Here is a 24,253-nt window from a genome sequence, read left to right on the forward strand (position 1 = left end):
CCTGCTCAACCGTCAGCCGGCCCTTGTCGTCGTAGGATTTGAAGTGCTCAGCGCCATCCGGATCAACCCGCTGCACCAGCCGCGCGCGCTGGTCATGGACATACACTTCCTGACTGCCATCAGCGTTATGAACCGTGACCCTGCCGCCGTCCTCCCACGCATACCGCGTATCCATCTGCGAAAAACTGGCCCAGTGCCGAACACAGCGCGCCGCCTTGCCAGCCCGTTCCCATTCCCAAAAGAAACTCGCCCCACCGGCCAACTGCCGCTCAAGAATGACGTGCTGATCGTCGTACCGATAAACCTCGCTTTCGCCTACTGCATTGGTCGCCGAAACCAGTCGGCCAGCATCGTCATAGGCGTAGGAAACGACGTTCTGTTCCGTCACCCAGACGTAGGGTTCACGCCCTTTAGCGCGATGGACCTGATAGTCCACGGCAACAATGCGGCCCAGTTCGTAGCGTAAAAACAACGACCGGCCGACACCGTTATCCAGCCGCTCAATGCGCCCCAAACGATCACGAATAACCCGCAGCCGGTTGTCATACGCATCGCTGATCGCTGTCAGCACACCGTCGCGAAAGTGATAAAAGCGTGATGCCTGAGCCAGCACCAGCTCATCGGGCAAATCGCCCAAGTAGATCGCCGCTTCGGCCAAGCTGTTGGTAATCGCGGGACGAGCCGCAGTCGGCAAGGGCAGGGCAGTCGAGCGATTCTCATGATCCGTCCAAACCACCGAATCACCGCCCACCACCAACCGCTGCGCCAGCGAATGACTCCAGCCAAACCCCAACCCGCAATCCACATCCACCGCACTGGTGCGGTACAACCGCGTCCACTCAAACGGCAAAATCCCGTCCAGCGCGCCATCGGTAAGGGTCAGCAATTCTTCCCCGGTGACCATCGACACCGGGCAGCCATTGGTGGCGGTTTTATCCGCAGGCGCCGCCGCATCTCCTTGGGGATTCTTCGCAGCGACAGGCACATCATCGATACGCTCTTTCTGCTTCAGCACCGCGTTATGCCGTGCCCGCCAGCGCATCTGCATCGTGCCTTGCTTCAGCCCACCGACCACCCCGCGAACTGCCACGGCCTTGTAGCGATTCACCGCCTGCATGAACTTGGTCAGAATCCCAAGCAGGCCGCGCACAAAGCCAATCGCGGCATCAAGAATCCGTGCGCCATACTTGACCAACCGTAAGCTCAGGTACGCCACACCCGCCGCCGGCAGCGCGATCATCAACACCGCGCCAATCACCAGGTCGATCAACAACGACACCACAAACCCCGCCGCCGCCTCGGCCATCTCGCCGCGTGGCAACGCGTCCAGCCACAGCATCGCCGTGCGTACCATCAGGTATAGCGCCGCCTCGTCACTGGCCAGTAACATGGCTTTTTCCATGACCTGCGGCGCGTCGGTCGCCAACTGCGCCAACTTGGCAGCCTCGGTGCCGAGTTGCTCGACGTACTTCAACGGGTCTTCAAGAATTGCCTGTACCAGCTTGATGCTGTCCCACACGTCGCGGATCGCCGCCCAACTGCCCGCCAGCACACCACTGCCAATCGCGCTGGCGGTCGATTGTTGCCAAAAGGGTTTGAAGCCGTTCCATTGCTCGCGCAGCCATTGCTCCAGGTCGGCTGTCAGCCCGGCGTAGGAGGCAAACAACGCGTCTACCTGCTGCGCGGAAACGCCGCCTTGTACCCGCACCTGATAGCGCCCACCGGCCACGCAGGTGTGGGAACCTTTGCCCTGTTCATCCAGCATGACCACCGTAGAACTGCCGTCCTCCAAGCGAATAACCTCAACCGGGATTTCGCCGATCGGCACGTCGTACACCGACTCGAACTTGCTCTCGATCTTCAGCTCGCCACCCGCCGGGCAGCGCGTAACCGTGGAAAGATCCGCATCGGAAATACTGAAAGACCCTTGCGAGTCGCCCACCCGCAACACCCGGTCCATCCCCAGCAACGACGGCATGTCCGCTGCATGGCTGACCGCATCCAGCGCCCGCGCATACCAGGCGCCCATCTGCTGGCGATACTCCGCCAGGCTCTGATGGAAGCCATTGAGCTCATGTTCGATAAAGGCAATGTGGGCGGCGTGGGTCATCCGTGACGTCTCGGCGAAATGGCAAGGCGTCGAAGCATGCCGCAGGAAAAAGCGCCTGGATGAACGGCTGGAAAAATCAGAAAGGGACGACTTTAAGCAGGCAAAAACCGCCAAGAACTAGCCCGAAGGCCTACACAAAAAAGCGATCAAGCTCATTGCGTAAAGCGTCAGCAAATAAAAACCACTCTCATCCTTGCCCGATTTTCCGACATGGCCGTCATGGTTAATAGAACCTCTATTACGCAGGATTTCCCATGTCGCGCCTTGCTCGTCCCTTGCATCCACTGGCCCTGTCAGTGGCGTTTGCCTTTGCCGCCGTGCCATTGCTGAGCGTCCAGTCCTCGTTCGCAGAAGAAAGCAGCAGCGCGTTGCGCCGTTTCTCGATTCCCGCCGGCGACCTCAGCCAGGCCCTCAATAGCCTGGCCGAGCAGGCCGGCCTGGTACTGGCATTCGATGCAAGTTTGACCCGCGGCAAGCACAGCAATGGCTTGAGCGGGCAGTACGACACCGACGTGGCCCTGACCCAGTTGCTCGCCGGCAGCGGCTTGCAGGCGCTGAAGATCTCTGCCGACCGCTACCGCCTGGAAGCCATCCCGGATAACGGCGGCGCCATGGAGTTGCAGGCCACCACGATCAGCGGCGGCTACCAGAGCGAAAGCCCCACTGGGCCAGTCGCCGGTTATGTCGCTACCCGCAGCCTGTCGGGCACCAAGACTGACACCGCGCTGATCGAAACCCCGCAATCGATCTCTGTGGTCACCAAGGACCAGATGCGCGCGCAGAACGCCGAAAGCCTCAACCAGATCCTGCGCTACAGCGCCGCCGTGGTGCCGGAAACCCGAGGTGCCACGGCCTCGCGTCTCGACCAGTTGACCATCCGCGGCTTTGCGCCGGCCACCTACCTCGATGGCTTGCGCATGCCATCGAGCCGTGATGCCCTGCCGCAAAAAGATGCCTTTGACCTGGAACGCGTCGAAGTGCTGCGCGGCCCGGCGTCGGTGCTGTACGGGCAGGGCACGCCGAGCGGGGTGATCAACATGGTCACCAAGCGTCCGTTGGATACGCCGTTTCATGAAGTCGGCGTCGAGTACGGCACCTTCAACAAGAAGCGCACCACCTTCGACCTCAGCGGCCCGCTGGATGATCAGGGGGTGTATTCCTACCGCGTAGCGGGGTTGTTCGATGATGCCGATGGCCAGGTCGAACACACCGAAACCCGTCGCCAGTCGCTGTCCAGCGCCTTCACCTGGCGCCCGGACGAGGACACCTCGCTGACCTTGCTCGGGCATTTCCAGAAGGACCCCAAAGGCGCGTCCTACGGCTCTGTGCCCGCCTGGGGTTCGGTGTTGCGCAGCCCCACCGGGCGCAAGATCGACGTGGATTTCTACGACGGCGAAAAGAACTTCGAGAAGAGCGACCGCGAGTATTACTCCGTCGGCTACGCCTTCGAGCATCACTTCAATGATGTCTGGACCGTGCGCCAGAACGCGCGTTACCTGCGCGCGGAAGGCATCTACCGAAGCATTTACAACAGCAACCTGCAGGCCGATTACCGCACATCCACGCGGTCGACCATCGCCACCGATGTCGACATGGACGCCTACACCCTCGACAACCAAGCGCAAGCCAAATTCGACACCGGGCCGTTACAGCACACGCTGTTGATGGGCCTCGACTACCAGAACACCCGCACCGACACCAAGGCCGGTTACGGCAAGGGGCCGAACCTCGACATCTTCGACCCCGTCTACGGCGCGCCTGTGGTCACGCCGGCCTTCACCACCGATGCAACCTCTCGCAGCGAGCAAACCGGGGCGTACCTGCAGGAGCAAATGAAGTGGGACAAATGGGTGCTGTTGCTCGGTGGTCGTTATGACTGGGCCAGCACCGACAGCACCACCAAAACCATCAGCTCCGGCGCCAAGAGCAAGTCGTCCCTGGACAGCAAGGCGTTTACCGGCCGTGTCGGGGTGGTCTATCTGTTCGACAACGGCCTGGCGCCGTATGCCAGCTATGCGGAGTCGTTCAACCCGCAATCGGGCACCGGTTATGGCGGGTCGGTGTTCAAGCCGACCGAAGGCAAGCAGTATGAAATCGGCATCAAGTACCAGCCGCCGGGCAGCAACAGCTTTATCACCGCAGCGATTTTCGACCTGCGCCAGAGCAACGTGCCGACCCTGGACCCGGACCCGAGCCATCTGTGTGGCAACGGCCGTTGCAGCGTCCAGGACGGCGAGCAGCAGTCACGTGGCTTTGAACTGGAAGGCAAGGCCAGCCTCAACGATAACCTCGACATCACTGCGGCCTACGCCTACCTGGACAACCGCGCGAGCAAGTCCAACAGCACCGTGCAGTACGCGCCGCTCACTGATAAAGGCATAGGTCCGGCGATTCCGGTTGAGGGCACCACCACCTACGGTGTACCGCGCCACACCGCCTCGGCGTGGGCCGACTACACCTTCCACGACGGCCAGCTCAAGGGCTTCGGCGTCGGCGCGGGGGCGCGCTATGTCGGCTCGTCCTGGGGCGATACCGCCAACACCCTGAAAGTGCCGGGCTACACCTTGGTTGATGCGGCGGTGCACTACGACATCCCGAACATCGCCAACCCCATGGACAACCTGCGCCTGGCGCTGAACGCAACTAACCTGGCGAACAAGGAATACGTGGCGTCCTGTTATTCCTATTCGTGGTGCTGGTATGGCTCGCAGCGTACGGTGCAGGCGAGTGCGACCTATCAATGGTGAACGGCAGATAAGGCAATTTAATGGCCCCTTTGTAACAAAATTCTCGCCAGAATCACTTTTATTTTCAGGTGGTTAGGTGAGGAAGCAAATGCGCACTGTTGGAATCATGCTGATCGCCTGCTCGTTGGCGGGCGGCGCAGCTGCCGTGCAGGCACGGGAGCTGCGCGAGGGTGACAAGTACATGTGCAGTTGGGGTGCCGGCACTGCCGCCAGGGCCCAGGAACTCAAACTGTCGGGCGTGTCGCTGTATGCCGCACGGCAAAAAATCCAGACCATCACGTTCAGCAAGTCATGGATGCGCATGATGGCCATGGGCATCACCGAGCAGACCTACGACAGCCGTTCCCGGCTCAAGCCTGAGGCGATTCGTCAGAGCTTTTATCAGGATTGCCTGCGCTATAAGGTGGCGCGTAAATAACCCGTTAACCTGCACCGGCCAGTGCAAAATCTGCGTCAGCCTGTCCAACTTTGCCCTGGCACGCCTCGTCATACTGGCGCCAGGCAAACCAAGAGGCGCAGGCCATGACTGATTATGTAATTACTCCTGAACCCACCCCATCCCTGGCCATCCACGGCAGCGCGGCACGTTTTCCGCTGCGCCGCGTGTTCTGCGTGGGCCGCAACTACAGCGAACATGCCCGCGAGATGGGGCATGATCCGGATCGCGAGCCGCCGTTCTTCTTCATGAAACCGGCTGACGCGGTGGTGCCGGCCGAGGGCGTGATTGCCTATCCGCCGCTGACCGCCGATCTTCACCATGAAGTGGAGCTGGTGGTGGCCATCGCAAAGGGCGGGGTAAACATCACTCCCGAGGATGCGTTTTCCCACATCTGGGGTTACGGCGTCGGCATCGATCTGACCCGCCGCGACCTCCAGGCCCAGGCGAAAAAGCTCTCACGCCCGTGGGAATGGGCCAAGGCCTTTGATGAGTCGGCGCCCAGCACCGCGTTGCAGCCCGTGAGTGCGGTGGGGCACCCGTCTACCGGCAAAATCTGGCTGAAGGTCAATGGCGAACAGCGCCAGGTAGGCGACCTGGCCGACTTGATCTGGTCGGTCAGTGAAGTGATCAGCGATGCCTCGCAATCCGTCGCACTCAAGGCCGGTGACCTGATCTTTACCGGTACTCCTGCCGGCGTTGGCGCGCTGCAGCCGGGCGATGTGGTTACTGCCGGCATCGACGGCGTTGGCGAGCTGAGCTTCACCCTCAGCCAGGGTTGAGGCTACAGTGGTGCCCAGGCCACCCGAGATTTCGTTATGCCAGGCACCCGCGTCACCACTTATGGCATGGAACAACGCAGCGACCGTCCCGACTTTTATATCCGCGACAAGCGCGGGCGGGCGGCGCTGACCAGCCCGCATCGGCATGAATATTTCCAGATCCAGATCAACCTGGGCGGCGACACCGTGCAGCATATCGGCGGCGCGGTGCGGCCGTTTCCGCACAAGGCGCTGGCGTTTATCCTGCCCCATCGCCTGCATGTGATTCCCCACCCCGAAGACGGCGAGTTCATGCTGATCAACTTCAGCCAGGCGTTTTTTCTGCCGCAGCTGACCTGCGACCCGCTGGACCTGGAGGACATTCCCATCGGCCAAGCCCCGGAGTTGTCGCCGTTTCGTTTTCAGGAGCACTTGGATTTCATCCTCAACGACGCGGCCTTCGACGACGTGAAATCCTGGCTGGCGCACATGCGCACCCTGGACGCCCAGCGCACCTTCGGCGCCCGTGAGCGGTTGAAAGGCTATCTCTTCCAACTGATCGGTCTGGTCTGCGAGCAGTACGCCGAACCGCTGCAGGCATTTGCCGCCAATAACGCGACCCGGCGCGGGCGCAAGGACGCCCTGGCGCGGGTGCAGGGCTACATTCGCGAGCATCTGCACGAGCCAACCCTCAACCTGACTGAGGCTGCGGCCGCTGCCTTCCTCTCGCCCAACTACCTTACGCATTTGTTGCGCAAGGAAACCGGCAAACCCTTTTCCCAACTGGTGCTTGATCGCCGCATGCAATTGGCGCGCACCTTGTTGCTCAACAGCGCGCAAATGATCGGCGTGATCGCCCAGCGCTGCGGGTTTACCGATGAGGCGTACTTTTCGCGCTGCTTTCGCAAGGCGCATGGCATGGCGCCGGGGCAGTATCGCCGCCAGCAGCAGGCGAATGCGGTGTAGATAAAGCGCGTGCATGTCGGTGGGGCTCGACAGCGCTCACATACACCTGCAGGCTGGCTTTTTACAAATCCACGACAATGCTTATGTTTCTATGTGCATACAATTGCGCCCTTCAACAGGAGGCCCGTATGCAAATGCTGATACGCGTGGCGACGCCGGACGATATCGACACGCTCTTCGCTATTCGCACCTCGGTGGTGCAAAACCATTTGAGCCGCGAACAGATGACCGCGCTGGGGATTACCCCGCAGGTGCTGGCAGACAGCATTCGTGAAGCGCCCTGTGTGTGGATCGCCGAGGTTGAGGGCCGGCCTGTCGCCTTTTCCATGGTCGACCGGGCCGCAGGCGAGGTGTTTGCGATGTTTGTACAGCCTGGCTACGAAGGCCTGGGCTTGGGCCGCCGCTTGATGGCGGTGGCTGAAGCGGCACTGTTTGAACAGCATGAACGGTTGTTTTTGATCACCGATGGCCGCGATGAAATCCGTGCCAACGGGTTTTACCAGCGGTTGGGCTGGTCGATGGTCGCTCGGGTCGAGGGCGACGACGTCCGGTACGAGAAGAGCAGGGTGCCTTAGTGTCATGAACCCGACAGAACCCCCAGCGTCCTACGGCTTTCGCTACTTTGCGATCGGGGTTCTGTGCGTCGCGGTATTACTGGGTGGCTATTTCATGTGGCTCAATGCCCAGGTCGACCGGGCGCGCGTCGAGGCGGCCGAGCGGTTGGCACTTTGCAGGCAGGTAGAGCGTGTCGCCAGTGCGGCGTCGTCCAACAGCCTGGAACTTCGCGATACATGCCGGCAATTAAACGGGCAATCATCCAACAGTGCTGCACCTCTATGATTCATAACCCTTTTTAATATAAGGAAATAGAGGCGTAACTTGCACCAAAAAGTGGCATTTATAATCCCGTCCTCCTTAAAAAATGTGTGGTTATTGAATGACTTACGGCGTTTTCAATCCGACGAAAGGATTAAAATCGTCTTGTTACAGGTTTTTACAATCGGTACTATAGCCGGGCGTTCACCTCCCACGGTTTATGCACTTTTAAATCCCAAGTTTCCATCAGCTACTTGGGATTTTTTTTGCCCGGAATTTGACTGCGGCGTCAAAGTTCACCGTCGGCAAACTCTGCCCGCATACGCCCGTTATGTTTGGCCTTGTACAGCAACTTATCGACGGACTCGACAAACTCGAGCAGGTTGCTGTTGGGCGTCACCAGATGCGTGCCAACGCCCAGGCTCAGGGTCAGCAGTTTGGAAACCGCTGAAAAGCCATGTTCGATCTGTTGTTGGCAGATCAGGTGCAGGCAGCGTCGCGCCACTTGCCTGGCCGACGCCGCGTCAGTCTCTGGCAGCAGCCACACAAACTCCTCGCCGCCGATCCGCGCAATGAAATCCCGTGGACGGTTAGCCGCCAGCGATAAGGTGCGCGCTACCTGGCGCAAGGCTTCGTCGCCTTTGATGTGGCCGTAGTGGTCGTTGTACTGCTTGAAAAAATCGATATCGAGGATGATCAACGACAGCGGCAACTGGCTGCGCTGGGCGCTTGCCCATTCGCGTTCCAGCACGGTGTCGAACATGCGGCGGTTGGCAATGCCGGTGAGGCCGTCCTGGAAGGAATATTCCTCCAGTTGTTTTTGCAGGCGAATCAAGTGTTCTTCGGTCTTCTTGCGCTCGCTGATATCGAACATGAAGCCGATCAACGCTTCGACTTCATCGCCCTTGCGCACCACATGCACCACATCGCGAATCCACACGTAGTCACCGTTTACCGTCAGCGCGCGGTAATCGGCCTCGTGGTCAACGCCGGCGCGCGATTGCGATACGCAAAAGTTCACCACGTACTCACGGTCATCCGGGTGCATGCGCTCGACCCAGTCGTCCACGCTGACCCAGCTTTGCGGGGTCCAGCCCAGCAACGCTTCGATCTGCGGACCGATGTAAGTGAACGTCATGGTCTGCCAATCGATGCGCCAGGGAATGGCCTTGGTCGACTCCAGCAGCGTTTTGTATACATCACTGTCGGGCAGTCTTGGGGGATCGATGCTCATGGCGGGCTGCTCTGGATGATGGCAAAGAGCCAAGAGCGTCTTGTGAACGCCGTGTAGAGTCAAGCGCTTGCCCAGGCAGCGGACGAGAGGTCGCGTGCTGGGTTTTTGGCGCCAGGGCGCCAGCGTCCACAAGGCAAAATGCGGCTCAGGTATCACTTTTGAATTAATTGTTCAGTGCTCGGCAAAAGCTTATCTATGCTGGATGCAACACACCTACAGGGTAGAACCCAAGGACGGGGGCTTGTCATGATGTCGATCATCGAACTCAACCGCATCATGGCCTCGGGCTTCCTGCCGCTTGTGTGTGAGTGCAGCCTCAACAGCGACGGCTCGCTGCGCATCAGCGTATTTGAACCGGCGTCCGGGCGTGTCGACCTGTTGCTGACCCGGGTGTCGCCCCAAGGTCTGGACAGCGTCCGTTCCATCGCAAACCTGATTGGCGAACTGCGCACCGAGATCAAGGCCGGGCGCCGTGGCTTTGCGGCAGTCGGTTAGCTATTCACGGTGCTGCCGGGCGTGGACACAGCGCCGTAGTAGCGCCAGCAGCAATGCCGGTGTTCCGGCAGGATGACACAGCCGCTGAGGCTGGCGATCAGCAGGGCGGCGACAAGCAGAGTCAGGCGACGAGACATGGTTATTTCCTCAAGGTGTGCATTGCGTTACACCTTGAACGCCGCCACTTGCGCAAATCCGTCGCCACGCTTTCAAACATTTCATCAAGCGCCGCCATCCCCTGAGTAATACTCGCCTTAACCAGCGTCGAGAAAAATTTTGTCGTTATCGCGACGGATTTTTCCTACCCCGCCGTTCAACCCATCAGCAGCGAACATTTTCGTCCGCCGTATGAAGGAGTTGCCATGAATCCACTGGCCAAATTGCGCTACGCCTTGCTGGTTCCGTTGGCGTTTGCCGCGCTTGTCAGCACCCCGACCTTTGCCCAAACCGAAGTGATCATCCGCCAGGCGCCACCGGCGGAACGTGTTGAAGTGATTCCCGCCGAACGCCCAGGCTTTGTCTGGGACCGTGGCCACTGGCAATGGATGCACGGCGCGTATGCCTGGGTGCCGGGCCACTGGCAGGAGGTGGTGCGCAATGCCCGTTGGGAACCTGGGCACTGGGAATCCCGTGGCCCGAACTGGTACTGGCGCGAAGGCCACTGGATCCGCTGAACCCTGAACCTTAGCCAGTGCATTGAGAACTGCCCGATTGAAAGACACTGATCCGGACGTTGAGCTACTGGCGCGTATCAGCAACAACGAGCCTGCTGCCGTCAACGAAATGGTGACGCGCAAGCTTCCGCGTTTGCTCGCGCTCGCCAGTCGGATCCTCGGGGATGCCGACGAGGCCAAGGACGTGGCCCAGGAAAGTTTCCTGCGCATCTGGCGCCAGGCGGCCAACTGGCGGCCTGGCGAAGCGCGTTTCGACACCTGGCTGCACCGCGTGGCACTCAACCTGTGCCACGACCGGTTGCGCCGGCGCAAGGAGCGCCCGTTGAATGAGGACGAGGTGCTGGAACTGGCGGACAGCGCGCCGGCCCTTGATGAACAGTTGGAAACGGCCGACCGCAGCGCAAGGATGGCCGCCGCCTTGGCGACCTTGCCCGAGCGGCAGCGCGAAGCCATCGTGTTGCAGTACTACCAGGAGCTGTCGAATATCGACGCCGCGGCCCTGATGAACATCAGCGTCGAGGCACTGGAGAGCCTGCTGTCGCGGGCCCGACGCCAGTTGCGCAGTCAACTTGCCGACACACCCGGGCTCGCCCGCCCAGGAAGGGGAAAACATGACACCTGAACGATTTGCGCACCTGGCTGACGCCTACGGGGCCAGCCTGCACCGCTGGCCTCTGGCTGAGCAGGCGCCCGCCCAGGCGCTGCTCGACAGCGGCAATGTCCACGCCCGCGAGGCATTGCGTGAGGCCAGCTGGCTGGATGGGCAGTTGGACAGCCATCAGTTGGCATTCGCAGACCCGGCGCTGGCGCGCCAGATCCGTGAGTCTGCACCGCGACGGGCGTCGTTCTGGTCGCGTTACGCCCACTGGCTGTCGCCGGCAGGCCTGGTGGGCGCGGGCATTGCCGGCATCGCCGCCGGGGTGCTGGTGGCCTCGCTGAGCGTGCCGTTGCCGATGCTGTCATCCGACGTGCTGCCCAGCGTCTTCGATCAGGGCGATGCCGACGTCGTCTTCACCGTCAACGCCGAGGAAACCGAGCAATGACCCCAAAATCCCTTAAACCGTGGTTGCTTGTCTCGGTGCTGCTCAACGTGTTTTTGATCGGCGGCGTGGGTGGCGGCCTCTACCACTGGATGGCCACGCCCCGGCCTGCCGAAGCGGTGGTCAACCAGCACGGTTTGCGCCAGGCGATGATCAAATTGCCGCCAGAGCGGCGCAAGGAATTGCGCCAGTTACTGCGCCAGAACCGTGCCGACAGCCAACCGCTGATCATGGCCGGTCGCGAAGCGCGGCTGGGCGTGATCAAACAGCTGGAAGCGCCGACCCTTGATCGCGAAGTGCTGGTGACGGAGCTGGCCAAGGCGCGCGAGGCCGACGCCGCGCTGCGGGCCCTGGTGGACACGACACTGGCGCAGTTCGCGAGCAATCTGCCCCAGGATGAACGGCAGAAACTGGTGGAGGCGTTGTACCAGCGCGGGCAGGCCAAAAGCCGCGAGAAACTTCCCCAGGTCGCGGGGAATAAACCGCGCTCTTGAGCTGTTATGCACTCACGATCACCCTCGAGAGTTGCATATGCCGGCTGCTAAAAAGAAACAAGCCTTTGGATTTTCCTGTGGGGCGGCCTCCTTGCTGTGCGCCGCCGTGGAACTGGGCGGCACCTTGCCCGCAGGCCTGACGGCGACTGACGCCCTGCGCACCAACATGTGTGAAGTCGAGCTGTACAAGATCACCTCCGGCGCCATTACGGGCGGAGTGGTCAAGCCTTTCGACCCGACCAAGGCGGGTTACTCTTACCCGCATAACGTGGCATTGGCGGCGCGTTCGCTGGGGTTGAATGTGACGATCTACATGGATGGGTTTCTGGCCACGGCGCTGTCGGTGCTCTACCCGCAGTGCGAGGAGCAATGCATCAAGGCCGGGTTCCCGGTGATTCATGGCAAACCTCCGGCGCTGGCGGCGAACCGGCGTGCGTTGATCGTGGTGACGACGTTTTTGATTGGCCTGCACTATGTGATGGAGCGGCCGGGCGGTGGGTACATGGACCCGAATGATGGTGAGGATTTTGCCGACTTCAAGGCCATGAATGGGGTGTCCAAGGCGTATGGGCACACCGGGATTACCTTGGTGTTGGAGCGGGAAGTGGTGGTTTAGCGTTCACGTTCCTGTGCAGATCCAGTGGGGGAGCCGTCGAGCTTTAGCGAGGCCGCGAAGGCGCCAGTGCGGGCACTACAGCCCGAGTGTCGGTCACCTTTTTGGGGCCGAGTCTCCATCAAAAGCAAAGCACCGCGCCCTGATGGGTTACAACAAAAGCGCTTCTTCGCTGTGCGGCGGCGGGTTGCAAGTTACCTGACGGTAGGGAAACCCAATGTGGGAGCGGGCTTGCCCGCGAAGCCGGTGGGTCGGGTACGAATTCATTGACTGACATGCCGCCTTCGCGAGCAAGCCCGCTCCCACAGTTTTCACCGCGCAAGGCTCTTAGGCTAACTGGCCCATCTTTCGAAGATGCCCTATTCGGCGACTCTCGCGCGGTTTCGGTAGCGCATGCGGCCGCTGCCGCGTTCGTCAAATCCTTTGTCGAACGGCAGAAAGCGAATGGCGTGGTGAGCGTGCAGAGCGCGGAATTACAAGCGGCGTAGGAAGGATTTGACGATGTGGCGGGTGGCGTCGGTGGTGTCCAGTTCGTCCAGGGCGGCATAGGCGTGCCAGCGGCAATCGACGATCTCGTTGCAAGGTCGTGCCTCGGCAATATTCACCACCGAGGCTTCGAACACGTGGTGCACGGTGTCGCGGGCCTTCACTTCCTGCAAGTACAGCAAGCCGTCCACGTTCAATCCGGTTTCTTCTTCCAACTCTCGTTCGGCCGCGCCGACCGGGCGCTCGTCGCGCTCGACCTTGCCGCCGGGCAATGCCCATTTCGATCTGGCCTTGCGCACGAAGAGGATATGCCCCTCGTGTTCACAAATGACCGTGGCCCTTATTTTCATCGTGTGTGCCCCCGCAGCGGGATGAATGTCATAAAAGTGTAATGCAATTGTCATGCTAAGTGCTTATGGCGCGCACGGGTGGGGATGTGGATACTGACCGATTGATGAAAACGGACGAGGAGAACAGATGACTACCGTACGTTGGGGCATGATCGGTTGTGGCAGTGTCACTGAATTGAAGAGTGGACCCGCTTTCTACAAAGCGCCAGGTTCGGCACTGGTGGCCGTGATGGGGCGTCGCGAGGAGGCGGTGCGCGATTATGCGGCACGCCACGGCATTGCGCGCTTCTATACCGACGCTCAGGCACTGATCGACGACCCTGAAGTGGACGCGGTGTACATCGCTACACCGCCTGACAGCCACCTTGAATACAGCCTGATGGTGGCGGCCGCCGGCAAACATTGCTGTGTCGAGAAACCCATGGCCCTCAACGCCGAGCAAAGCGCGTTGATGCAGCGCACCTTCGAACGCGCCGGGTTGCACTTGTTTGTTTCGTACTACCGCCGCTCGCTACCGCGCTTTGAGCAGGTGCGTGACTGGCTGCGAGACGGGCGCATCGGTGAATTGCGCCAAGTGATCTGGACCTTGAGCAAACCACTGGCCGCCGCGGACGCCAGTGCCGCCAATTGGCGTACCGACCCGGCTGTTGCCGGTGGCGGCTACTTTGCCGACCTCGCCAGCCACGGGTTTGATTTGTTTCAGTTTCTGGCCGGCGATATCGTCGAAGTCACCGGGTTTACCGCCCGACAAGCCGGGGAATATGCCGCCGAAGATGCGGTGACGGCCTGCTGGACCTTCGGTTCCGGCGCGCTGGGCATGGGCTGCTGGAACTTCGTTGCGGACCGCCGCGAAGACCGCGTCGAGCTGATCGGCAGCCGCGGCCGCATCACCTTTGCCGTGTTCGAAGACCAGCCATTGCGCCTTGAAGGCGAAGTCGACGAAGTGCTCGAAGTACCTTGCCATGCGCATATCCAGTGGCACCATGTGCTGGCGATGAACGCCCACATTCGTGGCGAGGCCGAGCATCCTTCGCTGGCGATCGAGGCGTTGAAGACCGATCGGGTTCTGGACAAGGTACTGCAGCGCAATCCCAACCGCCCCGAGTAACCGTCCTGCGGTGCGCGGCGCCTATGTTTTCAAGGAACAGATGGATGAACTACAAGACAGCCTGGATAGCGCTGTGGCTGGTGCTGGCCAGCATGGTGGCGCAAGCGGCGCCACGCGAGCAGAGGCCCGCGGGAGATTTTGATTTTTACCTGCTGTCACTGTCGTGGTCGCCGACGTTTTGCCTCACGCACCCGGACAACCAACAATGCTCCGGCAAGGGCTATGGGTTTGTCTTGCATGGGCTATGGCCGCAATACGCCAAAGGCGGGTGGCCGGCATCGTGTGATCCGCAATCGCGGTTGTCGGCGCAGGAACTGGCCAAGGGCGCTTTGATATTCCCCACGCGCACGCTGCTTAAACATGAATGGTCCAAGCACGGCACGTGCAGCGGTCTGGATGCGTCGCGCTATCTGGACGCGACGGATGCGGCGCTGGCGACAGTGCAGATTCCGCCGCAGTTGCAGCCGTTCAATGTGCCCAACTACCTGGAAGCGCGCGACATCGAACACCTGTTTCGCCAGAGCAACCCGGCCATGGGCGACCATGGCATGGCTGTGATCTGCAAGGGCAAGGTGTTGTCCGAAGTGCGCGTGTGCCTGACCAAGGAATTGCGCTTTGCCGGTTGCCCCGCAAGCGTCAAGACTCAGTGCCGCAGCGGCGATATTCGGGTCCCGGTGCAGCGCTGATCAGGCGCCCGAGTGCATCGAAATGGCCGCAGGCGTGGTACTCGCGCCCCGGCGCGGTCCGCCAGGTAACGCGCCGGTGGCTGGCCCACGGCTTTGCGGAACATGGTGATAAAACCGCTGGCGTTTTCATAGCCCAGGTCCAGCGCCACGCGCTGCACGCTTTCACCCTTGGCCAGGCGTTGCAGGGACAGGATCACATGCAACTGCCTGCGCCAGCGACCGAAGCTCAGGCCCAGCTCCTCCAACAGCAAGCGCGTCATGCTGCGCTCGCTCATGCCGATGCGCACGGCCCATTGGCTGAGGGTGGCCTTGTCGCTGGGGTCGGCCAGCAAACTCTCCGCCAGGCGTCGCAGCCTCGGGTCCTGGGGCATGGGCAAATGCAGGGCTTCGACCGGTGCCTGGGCCAGTTCATCGAGCAGCGTGTTGATCAAACGTCCCTGGGCGCCGTCTTCGTCATACAGCTGCGGGAAACTCACCGCCTTGCCGATCAACTCATGCAACAGGCCCGACACAGCCAGGGTGCAGCATTGCGCGGGCAGGGCGCCGCTGACGTCGGGGTCGATCAACAGGCAATACACCTCGGCCTCACCTGAACCCCTCGCGGCGTGCGGCAGGCCGCCGGGAATCCACAGCGCGCACTGGGGCGGCACGATCCAGATACCGGCCTCGATCTGACAGTGAATCACCCCGCGCAGGGTGTACATCAGTTGGCCTTTGCGATGTGAATGCGGCGTGTGCTCCCAGCGTTCGCTGGTGCTGCTGGCACTCACGGCCACCACCGCACGCGGGAATACGTCGGCATCCTTGGACATCGAGGAATGATGCAGATCGAGGCGGTGGTGCTTCATATCCGGTTCGCAGCTTGGCTGAATTGCGAAACAGTCTGGCTATTCTGTGCAATGCCGTCCAGTGGCGTGGTCACTATAGTGAGACCTACTCTCATTCAGGAGCTGTGCCATGCGACTCGACAGTACAACGTTCCCCGTGGTGAAAATCATCTTCGACGCGCCCAATGAAAGCGGCCCGGAAGATGCCTTTGTGGTCTTTGAAGGGTTGTTGGCCAGAGAGCAGGCCTTCTTGCTGCTGCACGAAAAGTCTGTGGACGAAAACGCCCACGAGCACTCTCACGAGGAGCGCAGGCAAGCCTCGATTTGGATGAAGAAAAACAAACAGGCGCTGCGCACCTTCGTCAAAGGCATGATCCAGATAGAACCCAGTGCCGCCCAACGCCTGGCCCTCAAGCCATTTGCCGCGATGTTCGGCAAAGCCTGGGGCTACCCACTGCTGGTCGTAGAGTCCAAGGACCAGGCATGGGCGCTGGCGCGGGATGTGCTGGATGAGCAGATATCCGACGTGGCGCACTTTTGAAGTGTGCTCATTGAAAACGGTGGGGGCGGCTTGCTCGCGAAGGCGGTGGGTCAGCTACACCTTCAGTGACTGACACTGCGCCTTCGCGAGCAAGCCCGCTCCCACATTATTCGGTGGCGCCCTTTGGTTCAGGCACACCGTTCGGCCTACGGTGCTGGATGAGCCAGTTTCAAACGTCGCGCACTTTCTGGGTGTACGCAGTCAAAACGGTGGGAGCTGGCTTGCCAGCGATAGCGGTGGGTCAGCAACATTGATGTCAGCTGACACGCCCTCATCGCAGGCAAGCCAGCTCCCACAGGGGTTAGGGGGCGTTCAGGAGCCCACGCAAACCGCTCGGCACGACGGTGATGAATGAGCCAGTCTCCAACGTCGCGCACTTTCGAGGTGTACGCAGTAAGAACTGTGGGAGCGGGCTTGCTCGCGAATGCGGCGGGTCAGCGACACACCCAGTGACTGACACTGCGCCTTCGCGAGCAAGCCCGCTCCCACATTATTCGGTGGCGCCCTTTGGTTCACGCACACCGTTCAGCCAACGGTGCTGGATGAACCCGTTTCCAACGTCGCGCACTTTCTAGGTGTACGCAGTAAAAACGGTGGGAGCTGGCTTGCCTGCGATAGCGGTGGGTCAGCGACACACCCGGTGACTGACACTGCGCCTTCGCGAGCAAGCTCGCTCCCACATTATTCGGTGGCGCCCTTTGGTTCACGCACACCGTTCAGCCAACGGTGCTGGATGAACCCGTTTCCAACGTCGCGCACTTTCTAGGTGTACGCAGTTAAAATTGTGGGAGCGGGCTTGCTCGCGAATGCGGCGGGTCAGCGACACACCCAGTGACTGACACTGCGCCTTCGCGAGCAAGCCCGCTCCTGGAGTGTTTTGGCGGCGCCCATCAATCCACACAAATCGCCCGGCCCAGCTTGCCTTTCTCCACCGTCGCCGAGCAGCCGAAGTGGCTGTTATCCACCTGGCACGTACCCGCTACAGGGCCGTTGCCCGATTGCGTGGTCACACTGGTCTGACACTCACCCTCGCACTGGCTCGAATCGGTGCAAGCCTTGCCCGCGTCCCTGTACGGCGTGATGCACTTCCAGCTCTGCAACTTGCCGACCTGCCTCATCGTGCCACCGCCCGCCAGGCAGGTGGATGCGGCGGAATCCTGCGCCGGCGCAGCGATGGGCGAGTGGGTCGAGCAGGCCGATACCAGTAACAGGGCGGCCAAACCAATCATCAATTTCATGCAAAAGTCCTCGTGGAGTAAGCGCAGCGGTGCAGTGTACGGGCTATTGGACTCCTTTGATTGACGAGCGATCCCTACCTGGAAGTTGACCCATGCACACCCTATGTAAACGCTGTGTCGCCCTGCTGGGCTTCACGTTCTCTACTGCGCCACCTGAGCGGCGCGTTTCAGGTATCCTGCGCGCCCCGCTTATCACTGATTCAAAGAAACAATGACCGGACAAGACATGCAGGCGCTGCTCGAGTCGATCCTCGACGAAGTTCGTCCACTGATCGGCCAGGGCAAAGTCGCCGACTACATCCCCGCACTGGCCGATGTGCCCGCCCATCAACTCGGTATCGCCGTGTACGGCAACGACGGCTCGGCCTACTGCGCCGGTGATGCCGACACGCTGTTCTCGGTGCAGAGCATTTCCAAGGTGTTCAGCCTGGTGCAGGCCATCGACCACGGCGGCGAAACCATCTGGGAACGCTTGGGCCACGAACCGTCGGGGCAACCGTTCAACTCCATGGTGCAGCTGGAATTCGAACGCGGCCGCCCGCGCAACCCGTTCATCAACGCCGGCGCGCTGGTGATCTGCGACATCAACCAGTCGCGCTTTGCCGTGCCGATCCTGTCGATGCGCGACTTCGTGCGGCGCCTGTCGGGCAACCCGCAGATCCTGGTCAACAGCGTCGTCGCCGACTCCGAAGCCCAACACGGTGCACGCAACGCGGCCATGGCCTACCTGATGAAAGCCTTCGGCAACTTCCACAACGACGTGGACGCAGTGCTGCACAGCTACTTCAATTACTGCGCGTTGCAAATGAGCTGCCTGGACCTGGCCAGGGCCTTCAGTTTCCTCGCCAACGAGGGCGTGAGTGCCCACAGCGGCGAGCAGATTTTGACTGCGCGTCAGACCAAGCAAGTCAACTCGATCATGGCCACCAGCGGGCTGTATGACGAGGCGGGCAATTTTGCCTATCGCGTGGGTTTACCGGGCAAGAGCGGGGTAGGTGGCGGGATTGTCGCGGTGGTGCCGGGCCAGTTCACCGTGTGCGTGTGGTCGCCGGAGTTGAATGCGGCGGGCAATTCGCTGGCCGGGATGAAGGCGTTGGAGTTGTTGAGCGAGCGGATTGGGTGGTCGGTGTTTTGATGGCCTGGGGATTCAGGGTTGATGCCCTGAAATCCCCTTGCTGGTTAGGCGTTGCGCGGCTTAACGAACCGATGCCTGTTTAGAGCTGCTGTATCCCATGCAACAACGCAGTCAGACATCGATTCGATGGAGCAGGTAGGAAAAAAGCACTTTGTCTTCAGTTAAAACTGAATGAAGCCCGTGGCCCTTCACATTCTTCAGGCGTTGCTCGACAATGCGCGCTCTGTTCCGGAGTAGTTCAGCGGTAGAACACTCGGCTCTGGACCGGGTGGGCGCTGGTTCGAATCCAGCCTCCGGACCCATCACATTACACTGCAATCTGGACATCGCTCCGGATCACATGGAGTGACTGGCATGCACGCAGGCTATGCAGTCTTCCAGCTGTCGAAAGCGCTGCTCGCGCACGATTTGAGTGGCGGCTCAATCGCGCGCTTTAACGCCCGCAGACGTATCTCACGCTGGCAACAGGTCATTGAGAACCTGCTACAAGGCGCAGTCGAGTATGGCTCGCGCACACCGATTGCGCAGATGCCCGCCTGGGTTACCCTGGAAGTCGTTACGGGCGGCTTTGCGACCGGCAATTTTTTGGCCGGTGGCGAGTTGACGGCGTACGAGCGTGAACTCGCCGCCTCTATTCCGGGTATTCGCCCAGGCTTTGAACGGCTCGATATCAATGCCTGGCATCTCACGGATGACGGCCTTGAGGCCCTGCATTCACGTTTAGCCCGCTGTGATTATGCGGTCGATGTGCCGGAAGAGGCCGCGTTATTGACAGTCGCCTGGCTAGTCGGGCAGCAGCGCACCGAGCAAGCGCGTGCGCTGATAGACGTGATTGGGCCGTTCTTTGACCGGCTGCGTTTCTTTCCGTCGATCTCTACGCAGCTGCCGGTTTCAGCCGCGCAGGTTCACATCGTGGACGCTGGCCAGATCAAGCAGTTGCTTACAACCTTGCCGCCTCAGGCTCAGATGGTTGTGCAGAAACAGACGATCGAAACGCGTTTGCCGCTTTATGATTCAGCTGTTTCGCATTTCCTCCTGACCTATGAGGCTGGTTGGCCGTGCCGTTATTACCCACGTCAGTGGCACGAGCAGGCAGCCGAGTTAGCGGCGCATTTCAACAGGCTCAGTATCGACAGGCGCTCTTCGAGTCGCGTGGAGGAACTGTTTTCTTTACTTGGGCAATGCTCGCGCGACTCGCAATCGCTCACTGGGCGTCAAGTCGGTCGCATACGGCAAATCGTCGATGATTTTGTGCGCAAGCATGGCGAGCCGGGTTCAGCCGCTCACCGTGCGTCGCGTGCGAATCAACGTAGTCAGGTGGCGGGGCCGGAGCATCACCTCATTGCCCGTATTGTGGCAAAGCGTCTTTCAACCTATCCCGAGCAAGGCGGTCTCGCGGATTTTGCTGAGTTGGGAGCGCCGATCACCGCTGAGGAGGCATCGGCGTTTGGGCAAGGCGAGGGCATTGCCATTCCTCCGGCGGTCCAGCGCCGCCTTCAGCGATGCCGGAGTGGGACGATCAGCGAATTGATCGAGCATGGGCTGATTACTTCAGGCGATACCGTTGCGCGGTTGCTGCCCGCGATGACCGCGCAACTGAGTAGCTACGGGCTGCGCGATGAAGCGCTAAGGATGGTATACGCCTCGACCTATCGCGCGTTCTGCCGGCGGCGGTCGTTATTACTGTTGAACCTTCAGCGTCAGGTTGGCCTCAGTGAGTTGCCTTGGGTTGCCGTCATTGAAGGCGACCGACAGTCCGGTGCTGCGGTGGCACAAGCGGCCCAACAGGCGCTGGTTGAGTCATCGGCGTTGACGCTTTCTGCCTTCCCCTACGCCATCTTGCCGAACAAGCTTCTCCAGGAGTTTTCAGCGCTGGCGGACACTGCGGCACTGGACCTGCCCTTTGTGGAGGAGGTCGCTGCCGATATCTTCATGGGTAAGTTTTCCGATAAGTTTGCCGATGCCGCCAGGCGAACAGGCCCGGTGCTGGCAGGCTCCCTTTATGCACGTTATTACGCCATTGATACCGATGAGCTGGCGAGCCTTGTTACCCGAGGGCGACGACGTGCGCGAGTGGCAAGCGATGCCTTCGCGAAGTTGTGCGCAAAGCGTGCAGGAGCTGAGCTGGACACGTGGCACCCGGCAACCAATGGCAGCATTCTTGAGCAACAGCAAATTTTAACCACGCAAAACCTCGCGTTACTGTTTGAAGAACTTGGGTTGAAGGTTTTGCTGCAGCCGAGACTGGGCAGTATGGTGCAGGCGTGTTTTGAGTGGATCTGCAAACGGCATCAGATGCGGATTGAGCACCATCATGCTCGGTTGATAATGCTCAAAAATACCGCTTATGCGTGGCGCCAGATGGTGTTCTACCTGACGATGCTTGATGATCCTGCGCGCACAGATGCCCTGGCGTCTGTCGAAGCGTACTTCGCCACTCAGCCGTTGGCTTTTCGAGGACGATTCCTGCCGCTCATGAGCGGTTTGCGCAAGGCTTTCGCCGGCGAAGTGTTGCCTCAGCAGGCTCCAGCGGAAGATGGCGCGAGAGTCTTTCTGGGATGGACAACCACGCAGCATTGGTTGCTACCGCCGCATGACTCCACTTCAAGCCGGGCGGTTGAGCAGTAGTGACGCTGAGGATTCAAGTGTGGGAGCTGGCTTGCCTGCGATTGCGGTCGCGCGGTGACGGATGTGTTGGCTGACCCACCGCCATCGCAGGCAAGCCAGCTCCCACATTTAGATCCTCACTGTTCTGCGACTATCTATTTACACCCACAAAAAATGCGCCCCTGAGGGCGCATTTTTTTGTTCGGTCAACTACCGCCTATTCAGGCAGTCGCATCCCACGCACGGTCACCGTTCTCGTCTTTGATCCGAGTCGGCAAGCCCATCACGTCCAGCGCTTTGAGGAACGGCTCGGCCGGCAGTTCCTCGACGTTGGCCATGTGCTTCACGTCCCACTCGCCACGTGCTACCAGCAGCGCAGCGGCCACTGGTGGCACGCCTGCGGTGTAGGAAATGCCCTGGCTGTCCGTTTCAGCAAAGGCTTCTTCGTGATCGGCCACGTTGTAGATGAACATCTCACGCGGCTGGCCATCTTTGGTGCCTTTGACCAGGTCGCCGATGCAGGTCTTGCCGGTGTAGCCAGGGGCGAGCGAAGACGGGTCGGGCAGTACGGCCTTGACCAGTTTCAACGGCACCACTTCCAGGCCTTCGGCGGTGGTGACCGGTTTTTCGGAGAGCAGGCCGAGGTTTTTCAGGACGGTGAACACGTTGATGTAGTGTTCGCCGAAGCTCATCCAGAAACGCACGTTGGGCACGTCGAGGTTTTTCGACAGCGAGTGCACTTCATCGTGGCCGGTCAGGTACAGGTTTTGCGAACCGACTACCGGCAGGTCGTCGGTGCGTTTGACTTCGAACATGGTGTTGCTGGTCCACTGGCTGTTCTGCCAGCTCCACACCTGCCCGGTGAATTCGCGGAAGTTGATTTCCGGGTCGAAGTTGGTGGCGAAGTATTTGCCATGGCTGCCGGCATTGACGTCGAGAATGTCGATCGAATCAATGCGGTCGAAATGCTGTTGCTGCGCCAGCGCGGCGTACGCGTTGACGACACCCGGGTCGAAGCCCACGCCAAGGATGGCGGTGATGTTCTTCTGTTTGCACTCTTCCAGGTGGTTCCATTCGTAGTTGCCGTACCACGGCGGGGTCTCGCAGACCTTGCCCGGCTCTTCGTGGATGGCGGTGTCCAGGTAAGCAACGCCAGTATCGATGCAGGCGCGCAGCACCGACATGTTGAGGAAGGCGGAACCTACGTTGATGACGATCTGCGAGTCGGTCTCGCGGATCAGGGCCTTGGTCGCTTCCACGTCCAGGGCGTTCAGCGCGAAGGCTTGGATGTCGGCGGGAACCTTGAGGCTACCCTTGGCCTTGACGCTGTCGATGATGGCCTGGCATTTGGAGATGTTGCGCGACGCGATAGCAATACGACCGAGTTCGTCGTTGTGCTGCGCGCACTTGTGGGCCACCACCTTGGCGACACCTCCTGCACCAATGATAAGAACGTTCTTTTTCAATTGCTTTATCTCTCCTTTATCCGCCAGCTTACGAAAGGCTGGACAGGTAGTCGTCGTAACCAAATTCACGAACCACCTCGACGGTACCGTCGAGTTGTTTCACTACGATGGACGGCATTTTCAGGCCGTTGAACCAGTTTTTCTTGACCATGGTGTAGCCCGCGGTGTCGATGAACGACAGCCGATCGCCGATGGCCAGCGGACGATCAAATTGGTATTCGCCGAAGATGTCCCCGGCCAGGCAGGATTTGCCGCACACCATGACGGTGTGTTCACCCTCGCTTGGCGCCAGCTTGGCGTTGAGGCGATAGATCAGCAGGTCCAGCAGGTGGGCTTCGATGGAGCTGTCGACCACGGCGAGGTTTTTGCCGTTGTAGAGCGTGTCGAGCACGGTGACTTCCAGCGAAGCACTGTTGGTGATCGCCGCTTCTCCCGGCTCCAGGTAGACCTGCACGCCGTACTTCTCGGAGAACGCCTTCAAACGGGCGCAGAACGCGTCGATGGCATAGCCTTCGCCGGTGAAGTGGATGCCGCCGCCGAGGCTGACCCACTTGACCTTGTGCAGCAGCGCGCCGAAGCGTTCTTCGATGGTGCCCAGCATCTTGTCGAACAGGCTGAAATCGCCGTTCTCGCAGTTGTTGTGGAACATGAAACCGGAGATCTGCTCGATCACGCCTTCGATCTTCACCGGGTCCCATTCGCCCAAACGGCTGAACGGGCGCGCCGGGTCGGCCAGCAGGTAGTCGGAGCTGCTCACCTGTGGGTTGACGCGCAGGCCACGGGTCTTGCCTTCACTGCGGTCGGCAAAACGCTGCAACTGGCTGATGGAGTTGAAGATGATCTTGTCGCAGTTATCCAGCATCTCTTCGATTTCATCGTCGGCCCAGGCCACGCTGTAGGCGTGCGCCTCGCCTTCGAACTTCTGGCGACCCAGCTTGAGCTCATACAGCGACGACGAGGTGGTGCCGTCCATGTATTGCTGCATCAGGTCGAACACCGACCAGGTGGCAAAGCACTTGAGCGCCAGCAGAGCCTTGGCGCCGGACTGCTCGCGCACGTAAGCAATCTTCTGCATGTTCACCAGAAGTTTCTGTTTATCGATGAGGTAGTACGGCGTTTTGATCATTTTTGAGAGCCTGCGGCGGTGCCTGCCAAAAAAGGACACGCATTGTGCCCGCACTTGGATCAGATCGAAAGGTTAGCGGGCGGATTTTACTGCGCCGATTTTTCAAGCATACCCGCGCAGTATGACTATCTGTGGCTATACACCGATCTAATGTGGGAGGGGGCTTGCCCCCGATTGCGGTGTGTCAGCCAGCCTTTTCTTTGTTGACCCACCGCTGTCGGAGGCAAGCCCCTTCCCACATTGAGCACGGGGGCGCTGCCATCAAACCGTCATCTTGGCACCACGCTACTGCCATAT

Annotated in this window: 25 protein-coding genes and 1 tRNA gene; 18 read left to right on the plus strand and 8 right to left on the minus strand. The window is 60.3% G+C overall.

Going from position 1 to position 24,253, the window contains the following annotated elements:
- Positions 1 to 2,110, minus strand: a 2,110-nt coding sequence (locus AACU78_RS21890; RefSeq protein WP_146151432.1) for an RHS repeat domain-containing protein, incomplete at its 3' end; no start/stop codon positions are given.
- 254 nt (positions 2,111 to 2,364) lie between these two features.
- Between AACU78_RS21890 and AACU78_RS21895 the strand changes: the two genes are divergently transcribed.
- The 6 genes from AACU78_RS21895 (at position 2,365) to AACU78_RS21920 (ending at position 7,860) form a co-directional block, all read left to right on the plus strand.
- On the plus strand, positions 2,365 to 4,857 hold the full coding sequence (locus AACU78_RS21895; RefSeq protein ID WP_106577771.1) for a TonB-dependent siderophore receptor: 2,493 nt from the start codon (positions 2,365 to 2,367) through the stop codon (positions 4,855 to 4,857).
- An 88-nt stretch (positions 4,858 to 4,945) separates the two neighbouring features.
- Positions 4,946 to 5,275: a hypothetical protein gene (locus AACU78_RS21900; protein ID WP_106577772.1), complete on the plus strand. Its 330-nt coding sequence runs from the start codon at positions 4,946 to 4,948 to the stop codon at positions 5,273 to 5,275.
- A 104-nt stretch (positions 5,276 to 5,379) separates the two neighbouring features.
- The gene (locus AACU78_RS21905) at positions 5,380 to 6,075 is read left to right on the plus strand and encodes a fumarylacetoacetate hydrolase family protein (protein WP_106577773.1); all 696 of its coding nucleotides are present in this window, start codon (positions 5,380 to 5,382) and stop codon (positions 6,073 to 6,075) included.
- A 36-nt stretch (positions 6,076 to 6,111) separates the two neighbouring features.
- Positions 6,112 to 7,020, plus strand: a complete 909-nt coding sequence (locus AACU78_RS21910) for a helix-turn-helix transcriptional regulator (protein WP_106577774.1) — start codon at positions 6,112 to 6,114, stop codon at positions 7,018 to 7,020.
- Positions 7,021 to 7,148: 128 nt separating this feature from the next.
- A complete protein-coding gene (locus AACU78_RS21915; protein ID WP_106577775.1) occupies positions 7,149 to 7,595 on the plus strand; it encodes a GNAT family N-acetyltransferase in 447 nt (148 codons plus the stop codon).
- 4 nt (positions 7,596 to 7,599) lie between these two features.
- A complete protein-coding gene (locus AACU78_RS21920) occupies positions 7,600 to 7,860 on the plus strand; it encodes a hypothetical protein (RefSeq protein WP_106577776.1) in 261 nt (86 codons plus the stop codon).
- 265 nt (positions 7,861 to 8,125) lie between these two features.
- Here AACU78_RS21920 and AACU78_RS21925 read toward each other — a convergent pair whose 3' ends face one another.
- Positions 8,126 to 9,070, minus strand: coding sequence for a sensor domain-containing diguanylate cyclase (locus tag AACU78_RS21925; RefSeq protein ID WP_106577777.1), 945 nt, complete (start codon positions 9,068 to 9,070; stop codon positions 8,126 to 8,128).
- 246 nt (positions 9,071 to 9,316) lie between these two features.
- Between AACU78_RS21925 and AACU78_RS21930 the strand changes: the two genes are divergently transcribed.
- Positions 9,317 to 9,565 (plus strand): DUF1652 domain-containing protein, encoded by a 249-nt coding sequence (locus tag AACU78_RS21930; RefSeq protein ID WP_106577778.1) that lies wholly within the window; start codon positions 9,317 to 9,319, stop codon positions 9,563 to 9,565.
- Here the strand turns inward: AACU78_RS21930 and AACU78_RS21935 are convergent.
- A complete protein-coding gene (locus AACU78_RS21935; RefSeq protein WP_169366508.1) occupies positions 9,562 to 9,702 on the minus strand; it encodes a hypothetical protein in 141 nt (46 codons plus the stop codon). The genes AACU78_RS21930 and AACU78_RS21935 overlap by 4 nt on opposite strands.
- 225 nt (positions 9,703 to 9,927) lie before the next feature.
- Here AACU78_RS21935 and AACU78_RS21940 point away from each other — a divergent pair, with 225 nt between their 5' ends.
- Genes AACU78_RS21940 through AACU78_RS21960 form a run of 5 tightly spaced genes read left to right on the plus strand, consistent with a single transcriptional unit; the run spans position 9,928 to position 12,389 of the window.
- Positions 9,928 to 10,239: a YXWGXW repeat-containing protein gene (locus AACU78_RS21940; protein ID WP_106577779.1), complete on the plus strand. Its 312-nt coding sequence runs from the start codon at positions 9,928 to 9,930 to the stop codon at positions 10,237 to 10,239.
- 37 nt (positions 10,240 to 10,276) lie between these two features.
- On the plus strand, positions 10,277 to 10,861 hold the full coding sequence (locus AACU78_RS21945) for an RNA polymerase sigma factor (protein ID WP_106577780.1): 585 nt from the start codon (positions 10,277 to 10,279) through the stop codon (positions 10,859 to 10,861).
- The gene (locus AACU78_RS21950) at positions 10,851 to 11,282 is read left to right on the plus strand and encodes a hypothetical protein (RefSeq protein ID WP_106577781.1); all 432 of its coding nucleotides are present in this window, start codon (positions 10,851 to 10,853) and stop codon (positions 11,280 to 11,282) included. The genes AACU78_RS21945 and AACU78_RS21950 overlap by 11 nt, the downstream gene beginning before the upstream one ends.
- Complete coding sequence (locus AACU78_RS21955; RefSeq protein ID WP_106577782.1) at positions 11,279 to 11,773, plus strand: periplasmic heavy metal sensor; 495 nt, start codon at positions 11,279 to 11,281, stop codon at positions 11,771 to 11,773. The genes AACU78_RS21950 and AACU78_RS21955 overlap by 4 nt, the downstream gene beginning before the upstream one ends.
- Positions 11,774 to 11,810: 37 nt before the next feature.
- Entirely contained in the window at positions 11,811 to 12,389 is a 579-nt protein-coding gene (locus AACU78_RS21960) for a hypothetical protein (RefSeq protein ID WP_106577783.1), read from the plus strand.
- Between the two features lie 470 nt (positions 12,390 to 12,859).
- Here AACU78_RS21960 and AACU78_RS21965 read toward each other — a convergent pair whose 3' ends face one another.
- The gene (locus AACU78_RS21965; protein ID WP_106577784.1) at positions 12,860 to 13,222 is read right to left on the minus strand and encodes an NUDIX hydrolase; all 363 of its coding nucleotides are present in this window, start codon (positions 13,220 to 13,222) and stop codon (positions 12,860 to 12,862) included.
- A gap of 127 nt (positions 13,223 to 13,349) precedes the next feature.
- Between AACU78_RS21965 and AACU78_RS21970 the strand changes: the two genes are divergently transcribed.
- Both AACU78_RS21970 and AACU78_RS21975 read left to right on the plus strand, forming a co-directional pair.
- Complete coding sequence (locus AACU78_RS21970) at positions 13,350 to 14,330, plus strand: Gfo/Idh/MocA family protein (protein WP_106577785.1); 981 nt, start codon at positions 13,350 to 13,352, stop codon at positions 14,328 to 14,330.
- 44 nt (positions 14,331 to 14,374) lie between these two features.
- Positions 14,375 to 15,016, plus strand: coding sequence for a ribonuclease T2 family protein (locus AACU78_RS21975; RefSeq protein ID WP_106577786.1), 642 nt, complete (start codon positions 14,375 to 14,377; stop codon positions 15,014 to 15,016).
- Here the strand turns inward: AACU78_RS21975 and AACU78_RS21980 are convergent.
- The gene (locus tag AACU78_RS21980; protein ID WP_256586965.1) at positions 14,974 to 15,864 is read right to left on the minus strand and encodes an AraC family transcriptional regulator; all 891 of its coding nucleotides are present in this window, start codon (positions 15,862 to 15,864) and stop codon (positions 14,974 to 14,976) included. The genes AACU78_RS21975 and AACU78_RS21980 overlap by 43 nt on opposite strands.
- A 109-nt stretch (positions 15,865 to 15,973) precedes the next feature.
- Between AACU78_RS21980 and AACU78_RS21985 the strand changes: the two genes are divergently transcribed.
- A complete protein-coding gene (locus AACU78_RS21985; RefSeq protein ID WP_106577787.1) occupies positions 15,974 to 16,384 on the plus strand; it encodes a hypothetical protein in 411 nt (136 codons plus the stop codon).
- A gap of 890 nt (positions 16,385 to 17,274) precedes the next feature.
- Here the strand turns inward: AACU78_RS21985 and AACU78_RS21990 are convergent.
- Positions 17,275 to 17,622: a hypothetical protein gene (locus AACU78_RS21990; protein WP_106577788.1), complete on the minus strand. Its 348-nt coding sequence runs from the start codon at positions 17,620 to 17,622 to the stop codon at positions 17,275 to 17,277.
- A gap of 226 nt (positions 17,623 to 17,848) precedes the next feature.
- Between AACU78_RS21990 and glsB the strand changes: the two genes are divergently transcribed.
- The 3 genes from glsB (at position 17,849) to AACU78_RS22005 (ending at position 21,385) form a co-directional block, all read left to right on the plus strand.
- Positions 17,849 to 18,757 (plus strand): glutaminase B, encoded by a 909-nt coding sequence (gene glsB / locus AACU78_RS21995; RefSeq protein WP_106577789.1) that lies wholly within the window; start codon positions 17,849 to 17,851, stop codon positions 18,755 to 18,757.
- A 227-nt stretch (positions 18,758 to 18,984) separates the two neighbouring features.
- Positions 18,985 to 19,059 (plus strand) — tRNA-Gln (locus AACU78_RS22000).
- A 52-nt stretch (positions 19,060 to 19,111) separates the two neighbouring features.
- Positions 19,112 to 21,385, plus strand: coding sequence for a hypothetical protein (locus AACU78_RS22005; protein WP_106577790.1), 2,274 nt, complete (start codon positions 19,112 to 19,114; stop codon positions 21,383 to 21,385).
- Positions 21,386 to 21,585: 200 nt separating this feature from the next.
- Here the strand turns inward: AACU78_RS22005 and AACU78_RS22010 are convergent, their stop codons facing one another.
- Both AACU78_RS22010 and AACU78_RS22015 read right to left on the minus strand, forming a co-directional pair.
- Entirely contained in the window at positions 21,586 to 22,830 is a 1,245-nt protein-coding gene (locus AACU78_RS22010) for a saccharopine dehydrogenase family protein (RefSeq protein ID WP_106577791.1), read from the minus strand.
- A 28-nt stretch (positions 22,831 to 22,858) separates the two neighbouring features.
- Positions 22,859 to 23,956, minus strand: coding sequence for a carboxynorspermidine decarboxylase (locus tag AACU78_RS22015; RefSeq protein WP_106577792.1), 1,098 nt, complete (start codon positions 23,954 to 23,956; stop codon positions 22,859 to 22,861).
- Positions 23,957 to 24,253: the final 297 nt, after the last annotated feature.

This window comes from Pseudomonas sp. R9.37 (assembly GCF_963878885.1).
GTDB lineage: Bacteria > Pseudomonadota > Gammaproteobacteria > Pseudomonadales > Pseudomonadaceae > Aquipseudomonas.